Origin of the sequence: uncultured Dialister sp. (genome assembly GCF_937959425.1) — a bacterium.
Lineage (GTDB): Bacteria > Bacillota > Negativicutes > Veillonellales > Dialisteraceae > Dialister.
Genome location: NZ_CALGPS010000141.1, coordinates 1 through 5,167 on the forward strand (window position 1 = coordinate 1; position 5,167 = coordinate 5,167).

Annotated in this window: 5 protein-coding genes and 1 other annotated feature; all 5 genes read right to left on the bottom strand. The window is 54.8% G+C overall.

Going from position 1 to position 5,167, the window contains the following annotated elements:
• Window positions 1-368: 368 nt before the first annotated feature.
• Window positions 369-1,064: an amino acid ABC transporter permease gene (locus Q0482_RS06085; RefSeq protein ID WP_299144700.1), complete on the bottom strand. Its 696-nt coding sequence runs from the start codon at window positions 1,062-1,064 to the stop codon at window positions 369-371.
• Entirely contained in the window at window positions 1,057-1,761 is a 705-nt protein-coding gene (locus Q0482_RS06090) for an amino acid ABC transporter permease (protein ID WP_291056367.1), read from the bottom strand. Before Q0482_RS06090 ends, Q0482_RS06085 begins: the two co-directional genes overlap by 8 nt.
• Before the next feature lies 1 nt (window position 1,762).
• Window positions 1,763-2,515 carry an amino acid ABC transporter ATP-binding protein gene (locus Q0482_RS06095; RefSeq protein WP_299144705.1) on the bottom strand — a complete coding sequence of 251 codons (753 nt, stop codon included), beginning with the start codon at window positions 2,513-2,515 and terminating at the stop codon, window positions 1,763-1,765.
• A 55-nt stretch (window positions 2,516-2,570) separates the two neighbouring features.
• Window positions 2,571-2,804: a binding site (T-box leader), on the bottom strand.
• 403 nt (window positions 2,805-3,207) lie between these two features.
• The gene (locus Q0482_RS06100; protein ID WP_299144708.1) at window positions 3,208-4,014 is read right to left on the bottom strand and encodes a helix-turn-helix domain-containing protein; all 807 of its coding nucleotides are present in this window, start codon (window positions 4,012-4,014) and stop codon (window positions 3,208-3,210) included.
• A gap of 362 nt (window positions 4,015-4,376) precedes the next feature.
• Window positions 4,377-5,117 (bottom strand): hypothetical protein, encoded by a 741-nt coding sequence (locus Q0482_RS06105; protein WP_299144710.1) that lies wholly within the window; start codon window positions 5,115-5,117, stop codon window positions 4,377-4,379.
• Window positions 5,118-5,167: the final 50 nt, after the last annotated feature.

Here is a 5,167-nt window from a genome sequence, read left to right on the forward strand (position 1 = left end):
AAACCCTTCGCGAACAGTTTCCTGTCGGTAAGGAATACCATTGTTGTCACGCTCAATAGGAACCCTTTCGCGAATAGTTTCCTGTCGGCAAGGAATACCGTTGGTGTCAGGCTCAGTAGGAAACTATACGCGAATAGTTTCCTGTCGGTAAGGAATACCATTGGTGTCATGCTCAGTAGGAAACTATTTGCCAAAAGTTTCCTGTCGGTAAGGAACACCACTGGCGTCACGCTCAATAGGAAACTATTTGCGAATCGTTTCCTGTCGGTATGAACCACAGTGGAGCCAAGCCGAACAGGAAACTATACGCAAAAAGTTTCCTGCCGGCATGCATACCATTGGTACGATGTCGGCCAGGAAACTTTTTCTTACATTTTCGTCCTGAGTTTCTTTTCCCACCAGGAGAAGAAGAAGGTGAGGAGGATGGCCACGGTCCAGTAGGCGATGGCATCGGCGATGTAGGGCTCGGTGCGGCGGTTGTAGAGGGCGGAGAAGATGTCCGCTTCGGCGAACATGTCCACCACCTTTACCGTGAAGACCAGGGCCAGGAGCTTGATGGTCTTGAGGTAGTAGGTGAAGAAGGTGGGGAGAGCCACGATGAAGGCCTGGGGGAAGACGATGCGGGTGAAGGCGGTAAAGGGAGTCATACCCATGGACACCGCCGCTTCATACTGTCCCTTGTCCACGGCTTTGAGGGCGCCTCGCACGTTTTCCGACTGGTAGGCCGTATTGTACAGGATGAAGGTGGTGTATACCGTCCAGTAGGGGCTTACATCGAAGGGCTTTACCGTGTGGCCCAAAATGGTGGAAATCACGGGAGCCAGCAGGAAGGGCAGGGAGTTGTACACAATGAAGAGCTGCACAATGGCAGGAACGCCGCGGAGGAAGGAAACGAGAACCGCAAAGAGTCCGTTCACCGCCCGTCCGCCCTGTTCACGGAGCACAGCCACCACAGAGCCAAGGACAATGCCGAAGAAAAGGCAGATGAAGGCCATGAAGAGGGTATTGGGGATGGCTTTGGCAATGAAAAGAAGGGCGGTGGGAAGGATGGAAAAATCAATCATGGGAAGCCCTCCTTACCGGTTTACCATTCCATTTTTGGAATGCGTGAAATGCAATTTCCACCAGAATGACCAGACCCCAGTAAATCAGGGCCACGGCGCAGTAGGTTTCCAGTTTCCCCTGGCCGTAATTGGCATTGATGATGAGGCCGGCCCGTCCCATGAGGTCCACCACGCCGATGAAGAACATGACGGAGGTATCCTTTAAAATATTGATGGCTTCGCTCACCAGACTGGGGAGGGCCACCGGCAGGGCCTGGGGGGCAATGATGTGCACCACCCGGTGGAAGGGGGAAAGGCCGAAGACCATGGCCGCCTCATGCTGCCCTTTGTCCACTGACAGATAGGCAGGACGGATGATTTCCGAAATCACCGGTGTATAGTGGAAGGACAGGGCGATAAGCACATAGGCCGTAAGGGGCCAGCCGTCGGGGCTGATATGCAGCGCACGCACAATCACCGGCAGCACGAAGTACACCAGGTACAGATCCAGAATGAAGGGCATGGAGCGGTTGTAGGACAGCCACACTTCGCAGAGCTGGTGCAGAAGGGGCACCTTCGCAATGCGGATCACCGCCACCAGGGTGCCCAGAAAGAGGCAGAGGAGGATGGAGGCGAGTATCACTTCCATGGTAAAGGGAAGGGCCGTGGCCAGGCGGGGGAAAAGGCCCAGGAAATAGGACAGATTGAAGGTCAGCATATTATCCCTCTCTTTTCAGCATGCGCTGGAGGAACTGCCTGGTCTTTTCTTCCTTCGGATGGACGAAAATGTCATCAGGGGTGCCTTCCTCCACCACCCGGCCTTCTGCCATGAAGACCACCTTGGAGGACACTTCCTTTGCGAAATGCATTTCATGGGTGACGATAATCATGGTAATGCCCAGGGTGGCCACGGAGGCGATGGTGTCCAGCACTTCCCCCACCAGTTCCGGATCCAGGGCGGAGGTAGGTTCGTCGAAAAGAATTACATCAGGCCGGGGAGCCAGGGCCCGGACAATGCCTACCCGCTGCTGCATGCCGCCGGAGAGCTCGGAGGGATACATTTTCGCATAGTCTGCCATGTGCACCCGTTCCAGCTCCTTCATGGCGATTTCCACGGCCTCCTTCTTCGGTTTCCCGTAGCCGTAAATAAGACCTTCCGTCACGTTTTCCAGCACCGTCTTATTGCGGAACAGGTTGAACTGTTGGAAAACCATGGTGGACTTCCGGCGGAGCGCCTGGATTTCCTTCTTGGAAATATGGGAAAAGTCAACGGACACATCGCTGATGGTGAGCTTTCCCGCATTTGGTTTTTCCAGATAGTTCAGGCAGCGGAGAAAGGTGGTCTTTCCCGTGCCCGAGGGGCCCAGGATGGACACCACGCTGCCTTTCTCCACGGACAGGTTGATATCTTTTAAAACTTCTATATTCCCGAAAGATTTGCGGATATGTTCAGCTTTAAGTACAAGGGACATGAAGAACCTTCTTTCTATGGTATGAATGGTTTTCTGCAATATAAAATCCCCGTCCCCATGGGACGGAGAATTCCGTGTTCCACCCAGATTCATCCCTTCGTCGCCGAAGGAACCTTGGCCAGTGCAGGAAATCATGCACTGCGTGCTGTAACGGGCTTCCCGGACAGCCCTACTTCCTTCAGGCTGTCAGCTCAGAGAGGCACTTCCAGAGAATTCCCGCACCCGCTTCCACCGTCCGGGCTCGCTTTTCCGGTTCCATCCCTGTACTTTCTCTCGTCATTGCAGAAATTTTTAGATAACAGATTAATTATGTTCAATATAACATAATTAGGGGAAGAAATGCAAGGGGATGCTGGCACGAAGGGTTCTAAAGATTGACAGCCCTTATGGGCTGAGGGTTCTCAGGTTTGATGGGCCCTGCGGGCCCAAGGGGTGAGGTATCGCCTGGCGGCGATGAGTATAAATGCTGCCTTGCGGCAGCATCCCCCTTTGGTGGTAACTTGTGCTCTTTGAATTAGGGGAGGGAAAACTCTACAACCGTCGCAGGCGCGGCTCCCAGGTTTTCCATTCTGCGAAGCAGAATTATAAAACTCATCGCTCCGCAGGAGCGATACCACAACCCTCGGCGGCCCAGCCGCCGTCAAACTTAAGAACCCTCCGGCCCGTAGGGCCGGTCAAACCTGAGAACCCTTTTATTTAATCCATTTCATGGCTTCCTTCATGGCGGCCGGCAGGGCCTGGCCGAAGAGGCGGTCCATGGCGTCCCGGGTGACAAGCCAGGTGCGGCCTGATTTTCTCCTTTCCCCTTCCGTCATGCGGGCGGAGGCGTGGCCGGCGCCGGCGGCAGCGCTTCTGACTGTGCCGCTGTCCCGGTTCCATAGGCGGGCGGCTTCTACGGTGGAGAAGACAAGGAGCAGGGGATTTAAGACCAGGAACTCTATCTCTTCCTTCTTACCACCGTAAACTCTTTCTGCGGAGCGGCGGAGGAGGAGCCATGTATTTCCGGAGCGGCGGACTTCGGAAAGAGAGAAGACTCCGTTTTCCCCGGCCCTTTCGCAGTCTGCCTGCACTCTTTTGGCGTCGGCGCCGAAAAGGTCAGCCGCTTCCTTGGGCGTCACCACCTCTTCCAAAGGATCAAAGGGGAGGCGGTAGATTTCCATTTCTCCCAGATCCGGCGCATAGGAAGAGGCGGGGAAAATAGAAATCATGCCCTCACCGGCGGCAAGGGCGCTTCCTGCAGGAAGACGGCGGCCGGACAGATAGGCCTGATAGGCGGCCTTCGCTTTTTCCGGCGGAAGGGAAGAAGAAATAAAATCCACAGGCCCCTGGCTGACGGGGACTCCTTCCCCTTCCGGCAGAGGCGGCCTTTGGGACAGCAGATAGAGATGGGCCCCCTCTGTCACAAGCCACCCCTCCTTCGGGATGGTTCCGGTGAGGTAGGCGCTATAGCAGATCTGGGACTGCTTTTCATTTTCTGTATGAGAATAAATTCGAATCATAATCACTCCATGGGGATAGTGGGTTAGTGAGCTAGTGAGACAGTGGGACAGTGGGACAGTGGAGGCCGCTGCCGGCTATCGGCTGTCCGCTGGGCGGTATTCCCGAACGTGGGGAGACGTCAGACTGTCAGACGGCAGACATCAGACATCAGACATAGAGGATTCCCTAGGGGGCGCCTGTGGCGCCCTTTTATCATGCGCCCGTCAGGGCGCCACCACCCTCTGAACCCTGTGAACCTTTGTCCGCAACCCTTCTACACAACCTGCCGCCGATAGGCGGCCCCAACCTGCGGCGCCAGCCGCGCCCCCGTTTGCCCAAAGGGCGAAACTTCCGAACCCTCTGAACCCTTAGAAGTCCCCTTTTATAACGACGACATCATGCGGATATGGCCGGCCAGCAGTTCTTTATTGATATAATCGTGTACTTTTTCCATAGGAGAGCCTTCGGCAATGGTTTCCCGGTCTTTGCTGCCGGCGCCGTGGCTCTGCACCTTGCCGTCGTAGTCGTAGCGGGTCATGGACAGGGTCTGGATCCGTTTATGGGGCACGTCCATTTTCACATGGTAAATGACGGAGGAAAAATCCTGATCCTTCCAGGGGTAGGAAATGCGGATCCAGAAGGTGGCGTATCCGTCCTTGTAGGAAATGGTATTTTTCTCCACATCGTAGGTGCTGCCGTGGAAGCGGACGCCCTCTTCTTTGTAAATGACAAGCCACTGGGGCTTGGTGAAATGGGGCAGGGGATTTTCCACATAGTGATTGTACAGATTCATGCCGAAGGAATGGGGCACCAGGGGGCTCCAGTTCTGGGGATCGTCGCTGTAGGTGAAATCGTTGGTGACGGCGCCCTTTTCATCCAGGGTTTTCATTTCCGTTACCCGGTAGGTGCGGCTGTTTTTATCAAATTCAATGTTGGAAATGGTTTCGCCTTCCTTACCCTTTGATTTGATGGAAAGGGAAGAACGGAGACCGCTGTCCACATAGGAGTCGGTGTCAATCAAAGTGGTCTGGGAGTCCTGGAAAGAAATCCAGTTCTCCGCCAGGACCGTTTCTCCGCCCACCAAAAGGCAGGCAGCAAGTATGGGAGCTAATAGTTTTTTCATAAATAACCTCCTGTTTGGTGGGATAGTGGGCTGGGGAATGGGGAATGGGG

Coding starts and splice junctions, on each gene's coding strand:
- Q0482_RS06105 (WP_299144710.1), bottom strand. CDS start 5,117: ATGAAAAAACTATTAGCTCCCATACTTGCTGCCTGCCTTTTGGTGGGC.
- Q0482_RS06085 (WP_299144700.1), bottom strand. CDS start 1,064: ATGATTGATTTTTCCATCCTTCCCACCGCCCTTCTTTTCATTGCCAAA.
- Q0482_RS06095 (WP_299144705.1), bottom strand. CDS start 2,515: ATGTCCCTTGTACTTAAAGCTGAACATATCCGCAAATCTTTCGGGAAT.
- Q0482_RS06090 (WP_291056367.1), bottom strand. CDS start 1,761: ATGCTGACCTTCAATCTGTCCTATTTCCTGGGCCTTTTCCCCCGCCTG.
- Q0482_RS06100 (WP_299144708.1), bottom strand. CDS start 4,014: ATGATTCGAATTTATTCTCATACAGAAAATGAAAAGCAGTCCCAGATC.